This window comes from Pokkaliibacter plantistimulans, from assembly GCF_003194385.1.
In the GTDB taxonomy this organism is placed as follows: domain Bacteria; phylum Pseudomonadota; class Gammaproteobacteria; order Pseudomonadales; family Balneatricaceae; genus Pokkaliibacter; species Pokkaliibacter plantistimulans.
The window spans coordinates 18,434-41,412 of the sequence record NZ_LAPT01000087.1 but is presented as its reverse complement, the minus strand read 5'-3'; the positions used below and the strand labels follow the sequence as shown (position 1 = coordinate 41,412).

Below are 22,979 nucleotides of genomic sequence, written 5' to 3'. Positions count from 1 at the left end.
AGCTACCGCACCGGGTACTGGCCGTTGCGGATGAAGCGGTCGTAGGTGTCTTCCTCCGGTTCCTCATCATCGTGCCGAGCTCCCTGCCACTCGGCCTCGGGCAGCAGTAGCAAGGTCAGCGTGTAGTCGTACTGACCCGCGACGCGTGTCATCTCCGTGATCGGCATGCTGGCAGGCTCCCGGGAAAACCAGGACTGGGCGCGCCCCGTTCGGCTGTCGGCCATGTCAAAGGCGTTGTAGCTGTGCGCCAACGCATCGTGCGGCAGCTCGATGGTGTTCTTGCGCGTCGCGAAGTAGGCGCCAGACCTGAGCGCCGCCTTGTTCGACTTGGCCCACAGCATGTGATCGTCGCGGCTGGCCACCAGTATGGCGCGCTTGGGAGCGATCTCGGTCCAGCGCAAGGCGGCAGCCGTCAGCGATACCCCATAGCGGTCGGCGCAGTGACCCAGCAGATCGAAGCTGATCGGTTGCCCGTCGACCTGGCGCCGGAAGTCGTCCAGCGGCATCAGCAAAGTCGAGGCGAACAGATCTGCCTCTGCCTCGATGTCGCGTTCGTTGTTGTCGCCCGTTTCGATGTCGCCGTCGCCGCACTCGAAAAGGTCTTGCTGGTGACGGTGCAGGATGTAGTGGCCGAACTCATGTGCAATCGTGAAGCGCTTTCTGCCTTCCGACGGGGTGGCGCTGTTGTAGAGGACCAGCCACTTCGAGCGCGCCTTGTTGGCCTTCAGTAGACCATCGAAACCTTCCAGATCCTCGCCCCGAACCGTGTCGATCGGCGAGTCCGAAAAACACTGGCGGGAATACTCCAGCGCCAGTTCGTCAACCTTGACTGGAAAGCGATCCGCACCGAGAACCGTGTTGAGCATCGACGAGATGCGGTTGGCCTCGGCCATGGGCTTTTTCGCGTCCGTCATTCATCTTCCCAGGCATCGAGGATCTTGCGGATCTTCTTCTTGTCCGGCTCGGACATGTTTTTGTACTTACGGAAGAAGGCCTCATCGAGCACTTCCTCGTCCGGGGTGGTTGCCGACTCGGTCAGCAGAAACTCCGAGGTGACCTCGAGGACGGCAGCGATCTTGCCGATCTTCTCGGCCGATGGCTTTGGGTCGTCTTTGTTTTCCAGTTCCCAGATGTAGCTCTTGCTGGAGTCGGTCAGTTCGGCCAACTGTTCCAGGCTGAGCTTCTTTTGCTTCCGCAGTGCGCGGATCTTGTCCCCCAGGGGCGATGGCACTGGCATTTCCTCATTTGTTGGCTTCAATCCGAAAATAATACCACTACGCCGAACGATTTCGTACCTGCTTGACAAACCCCTAACCGCTCCGCGACAATCTGAATCGTTCGGTACACCGAACGCCATCGGTCTGCACACCCCAACAAGAAGAAGGGGCCGTCGAGGCTGATACCAAGCCGATCCAAACCTTTGAGGGGTATGTAGATGAACGATGCAGAAAACCTGAGCAAGCTCCTGGGCCACCTGCCACCTGCCACCTGCCACCTGCCACCTGCCACCTGCCACCGGCGGTGTTCCGTGAATTTATGGTGGATGAATTCGGCCTGGCCATGCCGGATGCGGACGCCAAGAAGCCCAAGAAAGAACAGCGTCAACAGATGGAGGCTGTGCTCGCGGCTCTTGGGGTGGGCGAGCGGCAGCGGATCGAAGAAGTGGCCGAACGGATCGTGCTGCTGTCGGACGGCGCCGGCCAGGACGTCATCGACGGCTTCAAGGACGACATCTTCGATGACGCCGCCCGGGAAACCTTCGCAGCGATTCCGAACCAGTACGAGCGGGCGCTGTGGCTGCACGTCCATGAACCCGTGATCTTTGAGGAAGCCCTCAACGCCCGACAGGCCGACGTATTCCGGCAAAGTGCCTCCTGCTACTCCGGATTCATGGCACCTGCCAACCTGGCGGTACTCGACGACGCAGCGGCCAAGGCGGCGTTCCACCAGACCGTCGCCCAACAACTCGGGTGCTCCGATGACGCGGTCGCGATCCAGATTTTCAAGCGTCTGCGGCCCGACACGCAGACCGGCGAGGACGTGGATCTATACCAGATCAGCATCCATCACAACCGCCCACCGGAAATCATCGACTGCGTGCAGGCCAGCGAACTGGTGCCCCAGGAAGTGGTTCGGGCAGTGTCTTCGCACATCACTTACGAGCCGGCCAATGGGCACCTGGAGGTGCTGTCGAAAGATACGGCGGGCCGGGAAGCGTTGGCGCGCATCGTGGCCGACACCCTGCTGCAATCGCCCATCACCGGCGAGAAGATCCCGCTCAAGCAATACGACTACCAGAGCTTGGCGGCGCCGCGAAATTTCGACTTGTCCGGCGAGCCGGTAGCGTTCGTCAAGGTGGTCGAGCTCGGTTACGCCGCCGGAAATGGGCGGTCGCTCCTGGTGAAGATCTGGACCAAGGACGTCGATGACATCTATGCGGCCGCCCGGTCGTTGATCGGCCCCGCCTTCGACTTCCGCGATCACCACCTCAACTACGCCAAGCTGTCCATCAAGCTGAAAAAGGTCGGTAAGGACCGCGCACGGACGATCACCGTGATCCTGCGCGACGACAACAAGTGCAACATCAAGACCAAGCGGGAAAAGGACCGGGCGCTGTGCGACCGACTGCTGGCCAAATGGCATCTGGTGAAGGAGATCGGCGATGTCGTCGAAGCCCCTGCAGACGCAGTCGCTGCTTGATCTGATTGACCTGTTCGAACGGTCTGGGCAGCCGATTGCCGACGGCGACGGACAGCGGCTTCGTGGGGTGCCTGGGTGGAAAGTCCTTGGTCGGACGTCATTGACGCAGAAGCTGCTGGAGCAGTGGACCGACTGCGTCGGCTACGCGGGGAGCTACCCAGCATCGCTTGATGACGATCTCATTCAAGTCGACCTGACTGAAGATGACCAAGCTGATCGATATCGCTACCGCTGCCCTGAGACTTTTCGGTGGAAATTTGTTCCCGCCGCTGAAGTCGCCGTCTACAGCGTTCGGCCAGCTGGAATCCTGAGCGCCATCGCCGACCTCCTGGGTATCGCGCAGGCTCTGCGAAAAGGGATCGATGCGCCGCTGCTGGACGATGCCCTCTGGCATTTGGGGAAGGCAAGAATCGGCCCCGCGCTGACAGACGTCTGGCTCGTTCGCGGCTTGACGCACTCCGTCGAAGAGGTATTCCGCCACTTCGGCCAGACAGGTCTTCCTGACCAGGGTCTGATTTTGTCGTCTGGCGGTGTGTTGCCGCAGTTTGTTCGCCCGCCTCGCAGCTACCGCTTCGCGTCGCTTCGAGAAGCAATCGTCGACTATGTCGCGACGCCATGCATCGACATGGATCTGCTGCATCGCATCTTGGCCGCGCCACCCGATGGCGCGATCCGCCCCGTGTTGCCGGTGCACTTTGACGAGTACACCAACACGCTGACCATCCGCACCAAGACCAAGCCCTGGACGATCAAGGGCGAGCGTCAGGCTGCGGCAGTCCGCTACATGTTCGAGCAGGCCATCAACGACAGGTGGATTCTCTCAGCCGCTGAAATTCTCGACGCCGCCTATGCCGACAAGAAGACGGCGCGCAGTCAGCGCATGCAGAACCTGTTCAGTGGCAACACCGACTGGGAGGACTACATCGACAACCCTGAAAAGGGGAAGTATGGCTTCCGCCGCGATTGACCTGCCACCAGTTGGCAGCACTACGCACAACCGCCTTCGGGCGGTTTTTTGCTTTCTGGCCTCCGCTTTTCCCCTCAGAAGCTGCGCCCGTACATCCGCCCGTACATGGCGGCGGCAGACGCCCGCACAGGCCGACTTCGAAACTGACCTCACGAATTCGCAACAACCAGAAGGAGTGCATCGTGAGTGTCAAACATCTGAACCAAGGCCAACTGGCCGAACGCTGGGGAGTCAGCGAAGCCACGCTTGAGCGCTGGCGTTCCGAGGGAATCGGCCCAGTATTTTTGAAGCTGCAAGGCCGCGTCGCGTATCGCATCGAGGACATCGAAGCCTACGAGGCCGAGAGCCTGCGCAAGAGCACCTCCGAACGCGTCAATGCGGGAGGTGCACTGTGAACCGCATTTCCCCCGACGAAGTCCTTACCACCCCAGCCGGCGAGCTCGCCGCCCTTGGCAGCGAGTCGCTGTTCCAGCTCAAGAACGACGCGGCTGATCTTCTGGCTGCTGCCAAGGCGATCGTCGAGCACGTCGATCGCGCACTGGACCTCAAGTACGCCGACCGCGCCCACCAGCTCCGCCTGGCAGCAGGCAAGGACACCGGCGTCGTCTATTTCGACGACGGGCACGTCCGCATCTCCGCCGATCTGCCCAAGAAAGTCGACTGGGACCAGAAGCGGCTCGCCGAGATCAGCCAGCGCATCGCCGCCAATGGTGACGACCCGTCCGAGTACGTGGAGATCAGCTACCGGATCTCGGAAACCAAGTTCAACGCGTGGCCCGAGTCGCTCAAGAGCGCCTTCGCTCCGGCACGCACCCTCAAGACCGGCAAGCCGGGCTTTCGTCTCGTTCTGCTTCAGGAGTAATCGCCATGAAAACCAAACCTTCGCTGCTCGAACTGCTGCGCAAGCAGCCGGAACTGTATCTCCGGGATCTGCCGGAAAACATCCGCATTCCGGCACTGGACGGCAATCGCCCCGACGAAGTCGTGCGTCGCCTCGAAGACGCCACTATCGATGACCTGGCATTCGCGATCCAGGGCATGGAGTCGGAGTCCCGTCTGATCCATCGCCGTCTGGGCGGTCTGCGCGACCTGTACGAAATGGCCCGCAAGCGCGGCGCACTCGGCGTGACCACCGTCGCTGACGCGTTCGCCAACATCAGCGCCGAGGAGGCCGGCAAATGAGCCTCCCCATCATTACTGCAGACCAGCGCCTGGCCGAGCGCCGTGGCGTGAAAGGCGTGCTCGTCGGCAAGAGCGGCATCGGCAAAACGTCACAGCTCTGGACGCTGAAACCCACTGCCACGCTTTTCTTCGACCTTGAAGCTGGAGATCTGGCTGTCGAGGGCTGGGCCGGTGACACGATCCGCCCGCGCACCTGGCAGGAGTGTCGTGACTTCGCGGTGTACATCGGCGGTCCGAACCCGGCGCTGCGCGACGACCAGCCGTTCAGCCAGGCCCACTTCGATGCCGTGATCCGTCATTGGCGGGAGAATGCCGGCGAGCGCAAGACGATCGTGTTCTGCTCGACCGTCGCCCATGCCGAATGTGTGCGCCAGGCCTTTCAGGATGCCGGGGTGTCTGCCGTGATCGTGCATGGCGAGCTCTCAGACGCAGAGCGAAAGGCACGACTGGCCGAGTACGAGTCCGGCGCCGCACAGGTGGTCGTCAATGTGGCCGTGCTCACGGAGGGCTACGACTTCACGCCTACGTCGTGTGTTGTTCTGCTGCGACCTAGCTCGCACAAATCGACGCTGACCCAGATGATCGGGCGCGGCCTGCGCACCATCGACCCAGCGGAGCATCCAGTCGTCATCAAGACCGACTGCGTGGTGCTGGACTTCGGCACCGCCACCTTGATGCACGGTTCCTTGGAGCAGGACGTCAACCTCGACGGGCACCAGCATCACGGTGAAGCGCCCACCAAGGACTGCCCGTCCTGTGAAGCCACCATCCCGCTCGGCTGCCGCGAATGCCCGCTGTGCGGATTCGTCTGGGAGAACGAGACCACCGAGGACGGTGATGCACTGGCCGATTTCGTGATGACCGAGATCGATCTGCTCAAGCGCTCCAACTTCCGCTGGTGCGACCTGTTCGGCTGCGACGATGCACTGATGGCCACCGGCTTCAACGCCTGGGGTGGCGTGTTCTTCCTGAATGGGCGCTGGCACGCCGTGGGCGGTGGCAAGGATCTGCAGCCACGCTTGCTGGCCGTCGGAGACCGCACCGTCTGCATGGCCAAAGCCGATGACTGGCTGAATGACCGCGAGTCGGCAGACTCTGCGCACAAGACCCGGCGCTGGCTGAACGAGCCGCCGACCGCGAAGCAACTGCAGTATCTGCCGCAGGCGCTGCGCGCCGACTTCGGTATGACGCGCTATCAGGCCTCTGCGCTGCTGTCTTTCCAGTTCAATAAGTCGTCGATTCAGCGCCTCGTGGTGGCTGCCAACGATGCCCACCGGGAGGCCGCGTGAAATGTGCAGTCTGCTCCCGCAAGGCCAAGGGCTTCGGCTACTTCAATCCACGCCTGCCGCGCAGCGATCCACGCCGTTACTCGGATCGCTGGGTGTTCTGCTCCATGCGCTGTCAGAACGCCTTTTCACGGCTCATGGAAAAGACGGGAGGTCACATGATTGACCCCAGTGATATGGAACTGGCCGCCATGGCGTCCTGCCTGGGCCCGCTGGGTGAGTACGTGGGCTCCATCGGCATGCAGCGACCGCTGGCGGACTACAGCAAAGACGAAGTGCTGATGCTGATCGACGTGGTGGTGACCGCCTACCAGGAACACATGCTCGTCGAGCACGAGCGGATGGCGGAGAAGGACCGCGCTTTTCTTGAGGAGCGACTCGTCCGCCAGGGTAAGTCGGCTTCGACGGGAGTGCTGATCAAGTTGACGGTGTCGTGATGAGTCTCGTCGAGCAGATTTACGCATCGGCCGCCAATGCCGGACTGCTGAAAGACTGCTTCTGGCGTCCTTCGGACGGCTCACCGATGCAGCACCATCCGGTCGGCTTCACTGCGCCGGACGACACCGTGTTCGACGGGCTTACCTCGACCACCGACCACCAGATGTCGTACCCGGCCTCGGTCCTCAAAGGGCTGGCTCCGCGCGACACGGTCGAGATCGATGGCGTGATCTATCAGGTGCGTAGCACCCGGGTGTAGCGCCGTGTCCGGCAACTCGATCCGCGAACAGATCCGGCTCGCGGTGATGGCGGCTGTCCGAACGCCGGTGGAATCGCTCGGTGCGACGCTACACCGCTCGCCCACGGTGGCCATCAGCCGGGAGCAGTGCCCGGCACTGGTGGTGTTCCCCGAGTCCGAATCGATCACCGAGCGCGCCAACGACCGCGTCACACGCGAGCTCACGGTGCGCCTCGTCGCGCTGGCCCGCGCGGTACTTCCCGCCATTCCGGAAACCGAGGCTGACCGGCTGCTCACTGCCGCCCATGCTGCGCTGCCTTGCCTTGGGCATCCGCGAGCAGGAATGCGAGTGGGACGTCGAGGACGCCGATGCGGTGGCCGCATCAATCCCGGCGCGCTATGCGATCACTTACCGGACGCTCGACACCGATCTTTCAGCCAAAGGATGACCCCCATGACTTCCATCGTTCTGACCCAACCGCACACCCACGCGGGCCAAGCCCACAAGGCGGGCGAACGGCTCGATGTGGATGGCAGCACCGCCGACCGGCTCATCGCCAACGGCATCGCCCGTCACGACCGCCAGCCCGTACCCGAGCCCCAGCCGCAAGGCGACGGCACACCCATTGAGCCCATCCGACCCATCACCACCCAACGCAAGGAATCCAAATCATGAGCACCTACGCCAGTTTTCAGGGCCGCGTCTTCCTCGGCAAGCGCGACGAATCCGGCCTGCCCATCGAAGTGCGCTCGCCCGGCAACGTCGCCGAGCTTAAGCTCTCGCTCAAGACCGACGTGCTGGAGCATTACGAGAGCCAGACCGGCCAGCGCTCGCTCGACCGCCGGATGGTCAAGCAAAAGTCGGCCACCGTGAACCTCACCATCGAGGAGTTCACCAAGGAAAACCTCGCGCTGGCCAAGCGCTTCGAGGGGTTCGAGCGCAAGGTGAAGCGCGGAAACGAGATCACTGTCGTTCCCTACATCTGCCCAGCAGGCTTCTGGACGATTGGGTACGGCCATCTATGCGATCCCAAGCACCCACCGATCACGGAGGCAGAAGCCGAGGTCTATCTGGCGCGCGATCTGCAGACCGCAATGGCGGCGACGCTGCGCTATTGCCCGGTGCTGGCTACTGAACCGGAGACGCGGCTGGCAGCCATCGTGGATTTCACCTTCAACCTCGGGGCGGGGCGGCTGCAGACGTCGACACTGCGTCGCCGGGTTAATCAGAGAGACTGGGGCCTTGCCGAACAGGAACTGAAGCGATGGGTCTACGGGAGTGGAAGAGTCTTGCCGGGGCTGGTTGCTCGTAGGCAAGCCGAATGCTTGCTGTTGCGCGGGAGAGCAGATCTATGAGTTCGAATCGTTCCCTACACGCCCATAGCCGTGTAAACTGGCCCTTATATCCAAAATTCACGCTAAGCACAAGTACCAAGAACGTGGCCCTAGCCTACAACAAAGAAAATGCGCTGAACGCAATTTGCCCTTACTTTACGATGTTTCCGCTTGAGTATCCGAATAGGGTGCTCAAAAAGCATCTAAAGGAACAGCCTGTTGTGCTCGACCCATTTTGTGGTCGAGGCACCACTCTATTCTCTGCGCGAAAGTTTGGGTTTTCTGCCTGGGGCATTGATTCATCGCCAGTTGCTGTTGCTATTGCAAAAGCCAAACTTGCGAGCTGCGACATTGAGGCTCCTCTAGCGCTTGCTGCTAAACTGATTGCAGACGTCGAGCCAGCCGACTTGCCAGACACTCCATTTTTTCGTTCCGCGTATCACCGGTCGACGCTCCGTGATATTTGCGCCCTGCGCGAAGGATTGCTCGGACTCGAAAATGAAACGGATGCATCGTCCATATTGCGTGCTGCCGCACTCGGATGTTTGCATGGCCCACTTCCCAAGCATGTTGAGAACGCGGGCTATTTTTCAAATCAAATGCCCAGGACTTACGCGTCAAAACCGGACTACGCGGTGCGATTCTGGAAGGACCGCGACCTCAAAGCGCCAAAGATCGATGTACTCCGAGTACTGCGTCGAAAGATCGAGCGGTTGGCTGGACTTGATCAAGCATCACCTTGTCCGATATCTCATGTCCTACATGGAGACGCTCAGTCGGAAGAGTTATTTCAGTCGATCAGCAAAGCGCCCTCGGTTGTAATCACTTCTCCTCCATACTACGGAATGCGTACATATGTTCAGGACCAATGGCTGAGAAATTGGTTTCTGGGCGGCCCCAGTTCCATTGACTATTCAGCTGGCCCGCAACTTGATCACGGTGGGCAACAGGCATTTGCAGCTTCGCTTGGAAAGGTTTGGCGCAATATTGCCAATACTGCTTCGTCCTCCGACTCGCTCCATATGTACATCCGATTCGGAATAATTCCGTCAGCGTTGGTTGATGCAAAAAAGCTCTTCAGGGACTCTTTGGAGGAATCTGGAATCAATTGGCGCTTGGTTTCTACGCGCTCAGCAAAGTCAGCTGATGTTGGCAAACGGCAAGCAGATCAGATGAAAGCCGAGTCTGCCGCCGCCGTCGAGTTTGATTTTCACGTCGAAAGAGTTTGATTACTGTTGCTGCTATTGGTGGTAACGCAGCTTCGCTTGTCTCGAGATTACCCCAAGCGAGACTTGACCAATAAGCCCCTGATTACAAAATTCGTCGACGTAGTCTTTGATTGCGTGTGCAGTTTCGAGTGCCTTCTTGTCTTGAGGGACGTGCCCTGCGAGCGTCATTGGCATGACTACCAGGCACTTGGCCATCGCGCGTGAGATGGCCACGTTTGTCCTCTCTAGCTGCATCAGGAACGCTTCCTCTCCCATGATCACGTCCGCGTCCCCGACACCAAAAGTCACGACGATTGTGTGCCGCTGACCACCCTGGAACTTTTCCACGGTATCAACGGCCGAGTCGATCAAGTTCGGCGGATCAGACGGGAATATTGACCGCAGTTCGCGAACCACCAGGGCACGTTGAGCGCGATGCGGCGTCACGATTCCGATGCACTGCCCCCAGAACTGATCGGGCGTAGGTGACGCATGCGTCACGGCACCTCGCCCATCAAGTTCCGCGCTCACTGTCTGCCTCAAGCACCAGGTCAAGGCGGCGACGATCTTTGCTTCGAAGGAATTGCTTTGGGACGATAGATCATCGTCATGGAGCAACGTCAGCACCTTCTTCGTGGGGTCAAGAATATCCGGCCACAGAGATGACCAAGGGAAGGCCCCTGGAAAACCTGATGCGGGAGTTGGCACCGCAGCCAAGAGATGAAGTGCCGTCGCGGCGTTTGACGCCTTCAACGTCGATCGGTAGCCGATCGTGCGGGCATAGGCAACAATGTCCTCCGCCGAGCGGTAGTTCTCTTCCAGCGGACATGGAACGATTTGGCTGCCAAACGGACGGTCGAGCAGGTATTTCTGGATGCTGCCCACCAGGTATTCGGCGCTCTTGGGTGGTTCAAGCGCCATGATTGGCGGCATCTGAAGATGATCACCAGCAATGATCAGTCTCGCATCGTCTTTCAAGGTGGCCAGTGGCGAGATTGCATGAGTGACCTGAACCTGAGAGCTTTCATCGACAATCACGATGTCAAAAATCGGTGCAACATGGCGACCATAGGTCCACTCGGCGAGCTTGTACGCCTGCATCGTCGCCGTGGCGACAATCGTGACAACATCGGTTTTCGCCAGACTAGCAAGACAGTCCTGTGTTTCCTGATTGCCCTGGTTCAGGTTGAATGACTCAACGAGCAGATGTGACTTGCTTGCCGAGAACACCTTTGGGGTTTGCGAAGAGGAATATCCAACAAAGACCTCAGCAGGACAGGTTGCATCGTTGTCTAACGCCTCAACAACACGACCAATAATCTCCTCAACAGCCTTGTACGTCGGCCCGGCGACCAGCAATTTCAATGGTTGCCCCCGCCGCACGGCATCATGCACAAGGCCGTGAATACATCCAGCTAGTGTCTGCGTTTTCCCGGTGCCTGGCGGCCCCCAGACGATAGTCAGCCCTTTTTCTGCCGCCTGGGTGACAGCATCGGTCTGACTCTTGTTCAGGTTGTGCTTGGCCTTGGCGTAGGCTGCAACCGAAGAGGCCTGCGTCGCAGCTACGACGGATGTCGCGTGAAGAGTGTCGGCCTCCCAGAGTACGCGGGCAAGAGGGGTAACCGGGTCTGAGCCGGGGCGCGGAGGCCTCGCCCCCATCGCAGTGGCCGCATTGCTATCTGCCACCGCTATCGACGGGTTCCCTACTGCAGTGAGAATCCGCTTGACCGTCTCGTACCACTTGAACGAACCCTGGCCTTTGGTGATAAAGATGTCGTTCAGCAGATCAACAGTGGAGTTGGCCAGCAGATAAGGTACAAAAGCCGGTTCACGCCAGTTGGTTAGCTTCAGGACAGCCTTTTGCATGCCTCTGTCAAAGGACACAAGCGTTACGGAAAGTGCGGACCACAGCGGTGCGAGCAGCGTGTCGTTCTGCCCTGGGTAAAGCGGCGCGCCACCGGCGATCAGATCCCTTCCACGCTGCAACGGAAGCCCAGGATGACCTTCCTTGCCGAGAGCCAAATAGCCTTCGTTGTCGTCGAGCTTGGCTTCGGTGGACCCAGGAAGCACGTCGAATACGTACTCATTCGGGGTCCCTGTAGGTTGCCCGTTGGTGAGCCGAACCGCTTCGTAACTGGCCTCTAGTGCCTCGGCATCAAGCGCCAGGCGCTGGTGGGACTCCAGCTTTCTGGTGTGATACTGCAATTCCTCCCACCAAACCCAAAGCTTGCTGTCGAACGCAACGTCGCGAGCGCCCTGAGGAATAGACAGTGTCAGCTTTGGAGCGTTTGCCTTGAGCTGCCCCTTGAAGTCCGTGCGCAGTCTCTCGACGATGCTGTTCAATGCCCGGCACTGTTTCTCCAGCGCATTGCCGAATTCCTGAATGACGGTGTTGCGTGGAACAGTAACGGACCCCCGTTTAATCGTGGTGACGTTGCTCCAAATCTCGTAAATGCGTTCCCGAGGAATGCCGTTGGTGAGGAATTCACGATAGAACGCATCACCCAGCCGAACTGGTCCAGGACCCGAATAGTAGGTTTCGACGGTATCGAACAGGGTGATCACATGAGGTGTAGGGGCAAAAACAACTCGCCGGACAATCTCATCAACGAAAACAACGCAGGGGCTGACTGCGCCATCGGGCTTTTCGATCAGTTCGTCGGCAGGGAAAAGCCAGGCCAGCGCCTTGGTCTTACGATTCGTCAGGCTCAATACACGTGGCAAATGCCGCCCCATCGCCGCACAAAGCTCTTCGAACTGTCGTTTCTCCCAGAACGCGATTTGTGCGGTTAGCTGGGTTCGTCCGGCAGCGCGAACAAATGTCTCAGCCTGATCAATCATGTCAGACAGTGTCGACAGGAGCCCCTCCAAAGCCACCCACTCGTCAACCAGCGCCTTCTGATCCACGACAAAGCATTTCGTCGCAAACTGCCGGGGCGACTGTCCCGTCACATAGGCCGTCGCTCTACCAAGTATCGAAAGGCCAGTGAGCAACCCAGCGCTCGGATCGAAGTTGACCGCGATCGCCACATGGAGTTGTGGCGCTGGCGCCAAACTCGCCAGCACAGCGGCGCTGTCCACCGTCGTAGCCGAAGAAATTAGTGCCTGCGCTCGCGCGGGGATACGGCTTCGTTCCTTTTTGAGATGACTGTGTTGCTGGAAGGCAGGATGTGCGGAGGGGGCGCTTGCCGCACCCGCCGTGTCCTGAATGGCATTAATCTGGAGCGTCTTTCTTGCACCTCGTGTCATACCCGCGATTTGGCTCAAGTGCCCAGTCAGCTTCGCTGCGGGGTAGCAGTAGTGGTTCGGCTGAGCCGCAATTCGCGCTTTGTCCTTCGCATTTGCCCACTTTTCGTGCCCCAACCAGTCGCAGGCACTACACCTGCCATCGACATGCCATTCAAGGTTCTGCCACCCGTTGGTTGATGCGTCGCCAACAGCGATGACCCGGAGCAAGTCCTCCCGGAAGAAATGCAGAACGGTGGGCAGATAGAAGCGCAAGTTGGCGTCTTCGCTATCGGCGATCAGCGCATTGAGATACTGAATCGCTGTCGCTGGGGATGTGCCCGACATCAACGCGTCGAGTTCAGACTGGCCTTGCTTGAATCGGGTCCACAGGTAGCTGCGAATCGTTACGAAATACTCATTCTGCAACCTCTGGTCGGCGATCCAGTTCGCCAGAAAAAGTGCGTAAAGCGCGACTTCGGCGGAGTAGCTCGGATTAGCCTCGCTGGTGTGCTTTACATCAATGATGCTCAATGCACGCCGCGTCTCAGTTGCCGGGTCAATTCGCCGACGACATCCGTCTGGCCCCACCTCCTCGTCATCTGCTGTGGCCTGGCGCACGACGATGATGTCAGGAATGAGCCCTGCGATTGGCGGCACCTGAGTGATCTGTCCGGGTTGCAGACCAATATTTGCCATCACGGCGTTCTGGAAGGAAGAGGGCTCGAACTTCCCTTGCAGGATGATCGACGGCAAGGCTGTTACCTTGCCAAGCAACGACGCGAGCGGGGCCTTGACTGGTTTGTTTGCGCCTCCCTTGTCCGGCTGATAGATGACCAGACTGCCGAACGCCTGAATCAACTGATCGTTGCGCTCATCCTCAAAATCCCGTCCTGCCGTTTGGAGGACACCGATTCCAGGACGTGCCTGCAACGGAACCGGCATGCCATGCGAATCAAGCTCCGAGTCTTCATGCAAAGACAGATAAAGTTCGCGATCGCACTTGGTCCGCAGGTACATGGACAAAGTGCTTTTGGAGATTCGTTTCTTTGCAGTGCTCGGCATATCAGATCATTTCCAGACAATCAGGCATTTTTAGAGTCGACAATCACTCAGTCACACGCTCATACGCTTGTCGGACCACGTTGATCGCGGCCGGCACATCGTCTTGCGAGTCCAGGTTGTACAGCACTCCACCCGTTTCAGTTGCGCCGATGATGAAGGCGAATTCCGTGGCATCCCGGGCCCTGCCTGATGGATCTTCGCAGTCGGCAAAATCCATATTCAGCAAGAGGCTCAGCCGCTGCTTGCGCGGGATGATTTCGACGAAGAAATCTAACACGCGGTAGATGACGCTCCGATCATTGGGCAGCTCGACAACATCTTCACCAAATGCCTGGATCTGTGGACGTAAAGCCTCCAGTAAATTCTTTGCGATGTCATCCAGTTCCAGGTCCTCGATCCTGTAGTTGGCGGCAAAGGACTTGTGCTCCTCCAACTCCCGTTGCTTCACGGCCAGCAAATCGACAACCAATGGTCGCCATACGGTCACGGCCTTCTCAGCGAGCAACTTGCCTCGCTGCTCGATGGTCGTGCCATCCCACGCCAATTGTTCGCGAATGAACTTGTTCAAGCGCAGCGGGCTCTCATCGAAACCACCGGCAATCGTTTTTTTCTCGGAAAATGGACGGTCGCTGTAAGTGGAGTTGTATCCGGTCAGCGTCAGATTGCCCAGGCGGTGCAGCCACGTTTCCTGTATTGCTTTCCAGTCGCTACCGAGCATCGTTCGCCATTCCGGACGAAGATCCTCGTTCTGCGGCATAACGTGCTCAATGGTGAAGTTCGAGGTATCGATGCGCTCCTTGCTGAAGTTCTCAAGCCGATCCAGCAGATAGAAGCAAGTTCGCATGTCGTAGACATCGCGGGTTTCGAGCGCCTCGCGAAATTCGGTATCGCTCGGAAAGCGGCGCTTTTTGCCTAGCCGATACAGCGCCACCTTTAAACTGAGCAACGGCTGGCTCTCGGTGATCCGATAGGCGAGGCTTGCGAATATTTGTCCGAGGCTGCGCGTTTGCATGTCGCACACTGAACGCCGGAACACAAAGCTTTCCAGCAACTCGACGGCCTCGACGAATTCATCGGTACGCAGGGTCTTTGCTCGGTCATGAAAGTCGTAAAGCGTCAGCACGACCGGCGAAGCCACCTCGACCAGGGAACGCAGGCGGGCAAATGCCTCCTTTAATGCCAGCTGCTTCTCCTGTCCGAGACTGAATGCCGTGTAGTAGCTGCCAAAGCGGCGCAAGTCGCTGAGAATGCCATCGACACCACGCTTTTCGACAGTACGGGAGAAGTAGCTGCGGAACTCGTGATAGATCTCGGCCGCCTTCAATGGCGTGCCGGGACGCAGTTGCAGCGTCAGAAAATCCTTCACGAATTTATCGAACTCGGTACGGTAGCGCCGCCCGAAAGCCTGCTCGATCGGCTGCCAGTGTTCTTCGTAGAGCTGAGTCTGGGAGGACTCATCCAGTCGCATCAGTACGAAATTTCGAATCAGATCGGCCTGAGTCAAATCCACCCCAGTAGAGTTCAGGCTCTCAAAGATCATTTGCGGGTCATCTTGGCCGCGCGTCAGACTCACGTCCACGACCACCAGCTTCTTGATGCCGTTGTAGACGGTTTGCACGTCTGCCTGGGCGACCAAATCACGCAGGAACAGGAAGTTCTCCTTCACCCGTTCCGAGACGGCCTCTGGCAACGTCTTTCCATCCAAAAGCGCAATCAGCGTTTCGTGATCTGTCCGGCGCAGATGCAGCTTGTGCCGCCGCTCCCCCTTGCCGTGCCGGTTGCGCAGGTAATAGTCGTCCAGCTCATCAGGCGTCGCTTCCTCCTCTCCCTGACCTGAGTTTCCAGGAAGCTGTGCCATCTGGTCACGAAGCGCGATCAACAAAAGCGTCAGCGTAGTAAGGCGTTGTTGGCCGTCGATCAACAGCCAACGAGTGATGGTGGCTGTGTTGTCCTCAGCCGCGACATAGACCACTGAGCCAAGGAAGTGCCCCTTCACATTTGGGTCGCTACCGACGCGAATCACATCCTTCCACAGTTGCTGGCAGTGCTTCGTGCCCCAGCTGTAGTCGCGCTGAAAGATCGGCACGATGAATTGCTTCGCGCCCTGCAGCAGATTGGTAACCAGCGTGTCTTCTGCTTTCATGCTCGGGCCTCAGTAATACTGCCGGATATAGCTATACGCTTTCTCGAACAGCTCTTCATCGGCATGCAGCTTGTACTTGAAGAGCGACTTCCGTAGCGCCTTCTTGATCTCGCGCTCGCCGGCCAGTGTGTCCTGCCAACCGGGGAAGCACACCAAGCGCACGATCTCGTCGATGTCGGCCACCACGCGTTCAACCATGATCGGTGTTTCGGCGGTTTTGACCTCGTTGAAGAGATCCGTCAGTGCCGCCTTGCCGCGATCCTCATCTTCCTCGGGTGGCACTTCCTTCTCGGCCTGGAGCACTTCCTTGGCCAGTTGCAGCAGTTGCTTGAGGAATTCGACACTGTTCAGCACGCCGGACTCGAAGCGATCCCGCAGAGCATCGAGCCGTTCCGACAGCGCCTTGAATTTCGGATTGCCAAGATGCTTGCGCAGTCGCCGCGCCACCTTGATCTCGATCTCCTTGGCTTTCTTCGGGTCGGGATTAGAGAGCACCGCCTCCAGCAGATCGGCATCCAGCACCAGCGTATCAAGGTCATCGCGCACGGCATCGACATGCACGTTCTGATGGATCAGCTCGATGGTCTTGGCCCCAAGGGAATGCCAGATCAGCTTGCCGTGGCCGCTGGAGGGCTGCACCGACTGGTACACCTGCGAGAGCCACTTGTAGTCCTTCTCGTATTCGCCGAGGATCGGATCTGGCGAGATGGCCTCCCATAGTTTGTTAAGCAGGCTGAACTCGACCGCGAAGTTGTCGCGCACCTCGTTGTTGGGCAGGCATTGCTGGGCGGCGATCAGTCCCTCGTAACCCTCGATGGTGCGATCCACGCCGGCAAAGAAAGCCAAGCATTTCTGCATCGCCTCCGGCAGCCGGTCCTTAAGTTCCTGAATATTCGACACCACCGCCGTGACGCTCTTGTCGTCGAACTCCAGCGCCTTGGCCACGTCGTCGAAGATGCCGAGGTAATCCACGATCAGGCCATGGGTCTTCTGCTCGGAGTAGGTGCGGTTCACCCGGCAGATGGCCTGGAGCAGCGTGTGGTCGCGCAGCGGCTTGTCCAGATACATCGCCTGCAGGATGGGCGCGTCGAAGCCGGTCAGCAGTTTCGAGGTGACGATGATCAGTTTGAGCGGATCGTTGGGGTCGCGGAAGCGGTCGAGCAACCGCTCTTCCTCATCCCGCGTGCGGGCGTAGGCCTTGTACTGCGGCTCGTTGGCGTTCACCGTCATCACGATGTCGGAGGACTCCGGCGGCAGCAGCTTGCCCAGCTCCTGCTTGTAGAGCAAACAGGATTCGCGGTCGAAGGTGACGATCTGGCCCTTGAAGCCGTTCGGCTCCACCTTGCTCTGGAAGTGCTGGACGATGTCCTCGCACACGCGCCGGATGCGTTCCGGCGTCTTGACCAGGACTGCCATCTTGGCGGCAGTCTTGCCGAGGTTGTCGCGGTCAAGGTCGGAGAGGCCGCCGGTCATCTCCTTAAAGGCGGCGTCGATGGCTGCCTTGTCGATGTGCAGCTCCAGCAGGCGCGGCTCGAAGTGCAGCTTCAGTGTCGCGCCGTCGCGGATCGACTCCTCGAAGCCGTAGCGGCTCAGGTAACCCTTGTCATCCTCCTCCGCGCCGAAGGCGTAGAAGGTGTTGCGATCGAAACGATTGATCGGCGTACCGGTCAGGCCGAACAAGAAAGCATTCGGTAGCGCATCACGCATCTTGCGGCCGAGGTCGCCTTCCTGGGTGCGGTGCGCTTCGTCCACCAAGGCGATGATGTTGCCGCGATCATTCAGCACACCATCGGCTTCGCCGAACTTGAAGATCGTCGTGATGATGATCTTGCGCACGTCCTGCGCCAGCAGTTGGCGCAGCTTGTCGCGGGAGTCGGCCTTCTCGAGGTTGGGGATATCGGCCCCGGTGAAGGTGCCGGTGATCTGGGTATCGAGATCAACACGGTCGACCACAATCAGCACCGTGGGATTCTTCAAGCGCGGATGCAGGCGCAGCTTCTGCGCCGCGAACACCATCAGCAGCGACTTGCCTGACCCCTGGAAATGCCAGATCAGGCCCTTCTTCGGATAGCCGGCCAGCACCCGCTCGACGATCTTGTTGGCCGCCTCGTACTGCTGATAGCGGCAGATGATCTTGATGCGCTGCTTTTTCTTGTTGGTGGCGAACAGGGTGAAGTTGGCCAGGATGTCGAGCACAACATGGGGCCGCAGCATGCTCTCGGCAGCCAGTTTCAAGCCCTTCAGCGGATGCTTGAGCGCATCGCCGTCATCCTCCAGGTTCCACGGCCCCCAATCCTTAATAGGCAGTCCGAGCGAGCCGTAGCGATATTCCTTCCCTTCGGTGGCCACCGAGAACACATTGCAGACGAACAGCTCCGGCACGTGCTTCTCGTAATCGTCGTGCACCTGCAACGCGCCATCCACCCAGCTCACCGCCGAGCGCGTCGGCGTCTTGGCCTCGATCAAAACCAGCGGCAGGCCGTTGACCAGCAGGACCAGATCGGCGCGACGCTCGGCGCTGCCGGCGCGGAAGGTGAACTGCTGGGTGACGACGTACTGGTTCTGGTCGAGGTTGTCGAAATCGATCAGGCGAACCGGCACATGCTCATTGTTCTGGCCGAAGGGCATGGAACGCTCCCCCCTGAGCCAAGCCGTGAATTCCTCGTTGGCGCGGATTAGACCATCGGAGCGCACCGCTAGCACAATAGCGCGCAGCTTGTAGAGCACCTCGTCGGCGCGATCGGGCTGGGCGGCAATTTCCGGATTGAGGCGAATCAGCGCCTCGCGCACCCAGGACTCAATCAGTACGTCCTGGTTCTGGCGCGGGATGTCGGCACTGGCGACACGGAGCCAGCCGATCCCCTTGTGGCTGCGGCCGTAGGTGGCTTCTGGCTCCTGTACGACATTGGTCGGGACGGACTTTGTCGGGCCGGAGAGCAGGTCGTAGAGGTAGGCTTCGACGGTGTTGGATTCAGTGAAACCCATCTCAAACTTCCCCCATGAGTTCATTTACCAAGTGCGACTGCATCGCCCTTGATATTCCAATCCGATCTCTAAAGGCTGAAATTGCTTGGTCGAGTTCGGCGCATTGCGCGGCGATTTGGCGTTGCGTTCTCAGTGGCGGAATTGGAATCTCGTACTTGGCCAAGTGCTGCCAGAAGAGGTGCTTTACCTTGCTGCCCTCGCAGTTGGCATGCGCATGCTGTCGGAATCGGGAAGTCTGAAGTGCCCTGAAAAGGTACTCTGGTAGCAACGCAGATTCGTTACAGTGAAAACGGCCAATCCGCTGATTGAGGAGGCTTTCATCACCCTCTCTGGCGAGACATACCCGCCCCATGAAGCCGTCGTCAAGAGATTGGGCGGTGAGATTTATAACGACATCACCCGGAGCAATCAGGAAGTCTGAAGCAGTACTCGCCCAACTCGGGTCGAGGGATACTGTTTTCTCCACACCCCAATAGAAATAGCCAGATATACCAAGATTCCCTGGCCGCAGTAGCTTTACTCCATTGTCCCCATATTCATTGCCGGGAAACGGCCGCCCGTTTTGCATGCTGGCCACAGTTTCTAAGCGCGCAATATTCCACCCATGAGTCATTGAAAATGCATGGTCGATGGTGGACCTGCGCGCAACCTCTAGGGCATCGAGGGCTTCTGTTTGGGTCTCAACTGTTTCTGTAGCAGCACGCAGCACCTCTACGATCCGCACCTGTTCTTCCGGCGGAGGCAACGCGAACTCAAATCGCGCCAAATCAGAGAAGTTGATATACGGATTTACTGAGCCTTTGGAGTTCTTGACGGAGAACTCGTTAAAAGCACCCGTTTGCATGAGGAACGGAAGAAACTCGGGCAGTAACTCCTCCGCATTCTTTGGCTCAATCACAAAGGTAGTGTTGGCGCAGATGCCATCGAAGTCTGCGACAGCCACCTTACGGAGGTAGGTTCGCCGAGATCCGTAAAGCACTTGCCCTGGCCGGAAGCGCATATGAAATGCTGGCCCGAGATAGCCACTGCCGATCTCACCCCAGCGACGGATTCGCAAATCGTCGGTATCCATGTGGTCACCGGCGACGTAGCGCTCCAGCCCTGAAGTCTCTGGCTCAACCTTTTCCTTAACTTGGCGCACCACGTCGCCGAACTTCACTTGGCGCCAGCCTGGCTTTTGGACCTTATCAAGCACGCTCGACCTCCTCGACTTCCAGGCCATCAAGCGTTTCCACCAAAGCATCCATCTGCTGCCAGAAGGCGCGGCCGTCGCTTTGCCATTTCTCCCAGGCCGCGCTCAGGCTGACGGCCTCAATGGTGCCGTTGCCGTTCGCCGCGCTCGTCGCCCGCTTGATATACAGCGGAATGGAGAGATTGGCGCCGTTGCGGATGATCTGGTCCAGCGTCGCCACCGCTGCAAAGCCCTCGATCGGCGCGAAGGCGCGGAAGGTTTCCAGGATGCGTTGCTGGTGTTCCGGCTTGAGGAAGCTCTGCGCCCGTTCGCGGGTGACTTCGTTCAGCGCGTCGATGAACAGCACCTTGCCCTTGCGTTCGGCTGGCTTGCGCCGGTTGCAGACCATGACGCAGGACTCCATCGGGGAGTTGTAGAACAGGTTCGGTCCGAGGCCGATCACCGCTTCTACCCAATCCTGTTCGATCATCTTGGCGCGCATCGCCTGTTCCTCGTTGCGGAACAGCACGCCATGCGGCCACAGGATGGCGCAGCGGCCTCGGTCCGAAAGGCTGGCCAGGATGTGCTGCTGGAAGGCGTAGTCGGCCCGGCCCTGCGGCGGGGTGCCGAGGAAGTTGCGCCCCCACTTATCCTGGCCCCAGGCTTCGCGGTCCCACTGCTTGATGGAGTACGGCGGGTTGGCGAGGATCACGTCGAACTTGCGCAGCCGGTCGCCTTCGATGTGCTTTGGATCGGCCAGGGTGTCGCCTCGGATGATCTGGAAGTCCTCGACGCCGTGCAGGAAGAGGTTCATCCGGGCGATACCGGAGGTGATCAGGTTGCGTTCCTGACCGTAGAGCTTGAGGGTGCGGTACTCACCGCCGCTACGCTTGACCTCGGCCAGGGCGGAAATGAGCATGCCGCCGGTGCCGCAGGTGGGGTCGTAGATCGACTCGCCGGCCTGCGGAGCCAACAACTGCGTCATCAGATGCACAACGGTACGGTTGGTATAGAACTCGGCGGCTGTGTGGCCGGAGTCGTCCGCGAATTTCTTGATCAGGAATTCGTAGGCATTGCCGAGCTCGTCCTCGGGCACGTTGGCGACCGAGAGCGTTTGCGTCGAGAAATGTTCGATCAGGTTCTTGAGGGTTTCATCCGGCAGGCGCTCTCGGTTGGTCCAAGGCGCATCGCCAAAAATGCCGGCCAGCATGTCTGGGTTGGCCGACTCGATCTGCCGCAAGGCTGACTGGATCGCCATGCCGACGTTTTTCGGGACCTGGCGCACGTCCTTCCAATGTGCGCCATCCGGTATCTGGAAGCGATGGTTTTCGGCGAACTCGGCATAGGACAAGTCGCCGCCTGACTCCTTGAGCGCAGCCTGATATTCCTCGTCCCAGACATCCGAGATGCGTTTGAAGAACAGCAGCGGGAAGATGAACTGCTTGTAGTCGCCGGCATCGATGAGGCCGCGCAGCAGCACGGCGGCGCCCCAGAGATAGGATTCGAGTTCTTGTTGAGTAATGCGGGCACTCATTGCAGCCAGCCTCCTTCCACCATGACCTTGGCCAGCCTGTCTTCCGCTTCCCGGCAGCGAGTGAGTGCACTCTTGAAGGACTCGATGGCCTCCGGCAGCGGCGGGATATCCTCCTGCAACGGCGGCAGTACGTAGCGCGAGATATTCAGCGTCCAGTCCTCGGCCTTGATTTCATCCAGGCCGACGATGCGCACCGCGTCCTGCACATCCTCGAACTTCTCGAACCAGCCCTGGATTTCGAGGCCGTGCGCGGGTTCCAGATAGTTCTGTGCCCGACCGCGCCGGAAGAGCCTGGAGGCGTCAGCAATCATCACCTTTTGGCGCCGCTGGGCCGGCTTCTTCTTGCGCAGTACCAGGATGCAGGCGGCGAGGCCTGTGCCATAGAAAAGGTTGGGCGCCAGGCCGATGACCGCCTCGACCAGGTCCATCTCCAGTAGCTTTTGGCGAATACTTCCCTCGGCTCCTTTGCGGAACAGCGCGCCCTGGGGCAACACCACGGCCATGCGCCCAGCCCCTTCGGCCATCGACTTGACCATGTGCTGCACCCAGGCGAAGTCACCGCTGCTGGACGGAGGCAGTCCTGCGAAGTTGCGCCCGAAGGGATCGTTCACCCATAGGTCTTCGCCCCACTTTTCCAGGGAAAAGGGCGGATTGGCGATCACACAATCGAAGCTCGCCAGACGGTCACCCTCGAAGAACGCCGGATTGCGCAGGGTATCGCCGCGCACGATCTGGAAATCCTCAATTCCGTGCAGGAACAGGTTCATGCGGGCAATGGACGAGGTGGTGAGGTTTTTTTCCTGCCCATAGAGCTTGCCCCACAGACGCTTCACATCGCCGTGTTGTTCTTTAACGTGCTGAACGGCTGCCAGCAGCATGCCGCCCGTGCCACAGGCCGGGTCATAGATGGTTTCGCCCTCTTTGGGGTCGAGCATTTCGATCATCAGCCGCACGACACTGCGCGGGGTATAGAACTCGCCGGCCTTCTTGTTGGTGGCATCGGCAAACTTCTTGATCAGGTACTCGTAGGCATCGCCCAGCACATCGGAGGCGATGTTTTTGTTGCCGAAGGAGATGCGCGAGAAATGCTCGATCAGATCCTTGAGCAGCGCGTCGGAGAGCCGATCCTTGTTGGTCCACTGAGCATCACCGAAAACGCCGTACAGGGTGTCCGGGTTGGCCTTCTCGATTTCGCGCATGGCGCGCTGCAGGGCATTGCCGACGTTAGTCGCCACGGCACGAACGTCATTCCAGTGGCAGTCATCCGGGATCTGAAAGCGATGCGACTCGGGGAAGAGGGCCAGTTCGGCATCGCCGGTCTCATCGACGATCTCGGCGTATTCCTCATCCCAGACATCGCAGATCCGCTTGAAGAACAGGAGCGGGAAGATGTAGGTCTTGAAGTCAGCCGCATCCACCGGGCCACGCAGGATATTGGCGGATTCCCAGAGGTGGCCTTCTAGCTGACTGAGATTGATTGCAGCTTCTTGCATCAAGTCGTT

19 protein-coding genes are annotated in these 22,979 nt (G+C 59.2%); 11 read left to right on the top strand and 8 right to left on the bottom strand.

Annotation, left to right across the window (positions count from 1 at the left end; translation table 11 throughout):
- Positions 1–2 precede the first annotated feature (2 nt).
- Together WH50_RS17630 and WH50_RS17625 are read right to left on the bottom strand one after the other, a co-directional pair.
- On the bottom strand, positions 3–914 hold the full coding sequence (locus tag WH50_RS17630) for an ImmA/IrrE family metallo-endopeptidase (RefSeq protein WP_110188597.1): 912 nt from the start codon (positions 912–914) through the stop codon (positions 3–5).
- Complete coding sequence (locus tag WH50_RS17625; RefSeq protein ID WP_243410156.1) at positions 911–1,237, bottom strand: helix-turn-helix domain-containing protein; 327 nt, start codon at positions 1,235–1,237, stop codon at positions 911–913. The genes WH50_RS17630 and WH50_RS17625 overlap by 4 nt, the downstream gene beginning before the upstream one ends.
- Positions 1,238–1,536: 299 nt before the next feature.
- On the opposite strand from WH50_RS17625, the gene WH50_RS17620 reads away from it, so the two are divergent.
- The 11 genes from WH50_RS17620 (at position 1,537) to WH50_RS17560 (ending at position 9,375) form a co-directional block, all read left to right on the top strand.
- The gene (locus WH50_RS17620; protein WP_207780373.1) at positions 1,537–2,700 is read left to right on the top strand and encodes a hypothetical protein; all 1,164 of its coding nucleotides are present in this window, start codon (positions 1,537–1,539) and stop codon (positions 2,698–2,700) included.
- On the top strand, positions 2,663–3,667 hold the full coding sequence (locus tag WH50_RS17615; protein ID WP_110188595.1) for a hypothetical protein: 1,005 nt from the start codon (positions 2,663–2,665) through the stop codon (positions 3,665–3,667). The genes WH50_RS17620 and WH50_RS17615 overlap by 38 nt, the downstream gene beginning before the upstream one ends.
- Positions 3,668–3,849: 182 nt before the next feature.
- Positions 3,850–4,062, top strand: a complete 213-nt coding sequence (locus tag WH50_RS17610) for a helix-turn-helix transcriptional regulator (RefSeq protein WP_077144371.1) — start codon at positions 3,850–3,852, stop codon at positions 4,060–4,062.
- Positions 4,059–4,529: a hypothetical protein gene (locus tag WH50_RS17605; protein ID WP_110188593.1), complete on the top strand. Its 471-nt coding sequence runs from the start codon at positions 4,059–4,061 to the stop codon at positions 4,527–4,529. Before WH50_RS17610 ends, WH50_RS17605 begins: the two co-directional genes overlap by 4 nt.
- A gap of 5 nt (positions 4,530–4,534) precedes the next feature.
- Entirely contained in the window at positions 4,535–4,849 is a 315-nt protein-coding gene (locus WH50_RS17600; protein WP_110188591.1) for a hypothetical protein, read from the top strand.
- Positions 4,846–6,138 (top strand): helicase-related protein, encoded by a 1,293-nt coding sequence (locus WH50_RS17595; protein WP_110188589.1) that lies wholly within the window; start codon positions 4,846–4,848, stop codon positions 6,136–6,138. The genes WH50_RS17600 and WH50_RS17595 overlap by 4 nt, the downstream gene beginning before the upstream one ends.
- Entirely contained in the window at positions 6,135–6,572 is a 438-nt protein-coding gene (locus WH50_RS17590; protein ID WP_110188587.1) for a DUF6511 domain-containing protein, read from the top strand. The genes WH50_RS17595 and WH50_RS17590 overlap by 4 nt, the downstream gene beginning before the upstream one ends.
- Positions 6,572–6,832, top strand: a complete 261-nt coding sequence (locus tag WH50_RS17585; protein WP_110188586.1) for a head-tail joining protein — start codon at positions 6,572–6,574, stop codon at positions 6,830–6,832. The genes WH50_RS17590 and WH50_RS17585 overlap by 1 nt, the downstream gene beginning before the upstream one ends.
- Positions 6,833–6,836: 4 nt before the next feature.
- A complete protein-coding gene (locus tag WH50_RS17580; protein WP_207780372.1) occupies positions 6,837–7,487 on the top strand; it encodes a DUF7210 family protein in 651 nt (216 codons plus the stop codon).
- Positions 7,484–8,167, top strand: coding sequence for a phage tail tube protein (locus tag WH50_RS17565; protein ID WP_243410155.1), 684 nt, complete (start codon positions 7,484–7,486; stop codon positions 8,165–8,167). The genes WH50_RS17580 and WH50_RS17565 overlap by 4 nt, the downstream gene beginning before the upstream one ends.
- On the top strand, positions 8,164–9,375 hold the full coding sequence (locus tag WH50_RS17560; protein ID WP_110188582.1) for a DNA methyltransferase: 1,212 nt from the start codon (positions 8,164–8,166) through the stop codon (positions 9,373–9,375). The genes WH50_RS17565 and WH50_RS17560 overlap by 4 nt, the downstream gene beginning before the upstream one ends.
- A 12-nt stretch (positions 9,376–9,387) precedes the next feature.
- Here WH50_RS17560 and WH50_RS17555 read toward each other — a convergent pair whose 3' ends face one another.
- From WH50_RS17555 to WH50_RS17530, 6 genes are all read right to left on the bottom strand, one after another.
- On the bottom strand, positions 9,388–13,599 hold the full coding sequence (locus WH50_RS17555; protein WP_207780371.1) for an AAA domain-containing protein: 4,212 nt from the start codon (positions 13,597–13,599) through the stop codon (positions 9,388–9,390).
- Positions 13,600–13,687: 88 nt separating this feature from the next.
- Positions 13,688–15,787, bottom strand: coding sequence for a DUF262 and DUF1524 domain-containing protein (locus tag WH50_RS17550; RefSeq protein WP_110188578.1), 2,100 nt, complete (start codon positions 15,785–15,787; stop codon positions 13,688–13,690).
- Positions 15,788–15,796: 9 nt separating this feature from the next.
- Positions 15,797–18,772 (bottom strand): type I restriction endonuclease subunit R, encoded by a 2,976-nt coding sequence (locus tag WH50_RS17545; protein WP_110188576.1) that lies wholly within the window; start codon positions 18,770–18,772, stop codon positions 15,797–15,799.
- A 1-nt stretch (position 18,773) separates the two neighbouring features.
- Positions 18,774–19,967: a restriction endonuclease subunit S gene (locus WH50_RS17540; protein ID WP_133251361.1), complete on the bottom strand. Its 1,194-nt coding sequence runs from the start codon at positions 19,965–19,967 to the stop codon at positions 18,774–18,776.
- On the bottom strand, positions 19,960–21,477 hold the full coding sequence (locus tag WH50_RS17535) for a type I restriction-modification system subunit M (RefSeq protein ID WP_110188572.1): 1,518 nt from the start codon (positions 21,475–21,477) through the stop codon (positions 19,960–19,962). Before WH50_RS17535 ends, WH50_RS17540 begins: the two co-directional genes overlap by 8 nt.
- Entirely contained in the window at positions 21,474–22,970 is a 1,497-nt protein-coding gene (locus WH50_RS17530) for a type I restriction-modification system subunit M (protein WP_110188570.1), read from the bottom strand. The genes WH50_RS17535 and WH50_RS17530 overlap by 4 nt, the downstream gene beginning before the upstream one ends.
- Between the last annotated feature and the right edge of the window lie 9 nt (positions 22,971–22,979).